A 248-nucleotide genomic window follows, 5' to 3' on the forward strand; every position below is an offset into this window, starting at 1 on the left:
GGAGCTACAGGTGCCGTAGTATCAGAAACAGTAATAGTTTGTGACACACTAGATGTATTATTACAAGAATCAGTAAATGTCCAAGTACGCGTAACGACTACATTACAAGGATCAGAACTATCAGTTGAGTCAACAGGAGTTGCAACTACATCACCAGCACAGTTATCCGTTGCTGTTAAATCTATAGGAGCAGGTACATCATCGATACATTCTACTGTTAGATCAGCAGGAGCAGCTGGAGCTACAGG

The 248-nt window shown here is 41.9% G+C and carries 1 protein-coding gene; it reads right to left on the reverse strand.

Annotated elements, in window-relative coordinates; all coding sequences use genetic code 11:
- On the reverse strand, positions 1 to 248 hold a 248-nt coding region (locus OS191_RS00100), incomplete at both ends, for an HYR-like domain-containing protein (protein WP_267153676.1).

Origin of the sequence: Xanthomarina sp. F2636L (assembly GCF_026410195.1) — a bacterium.
In the GTDB taxonomy this organism is placed as follows: Bacteria; Bacteroidota; Bacteroidia; order Flavobacteriales; family Flavobacteriaceae; genus Xanthomarina.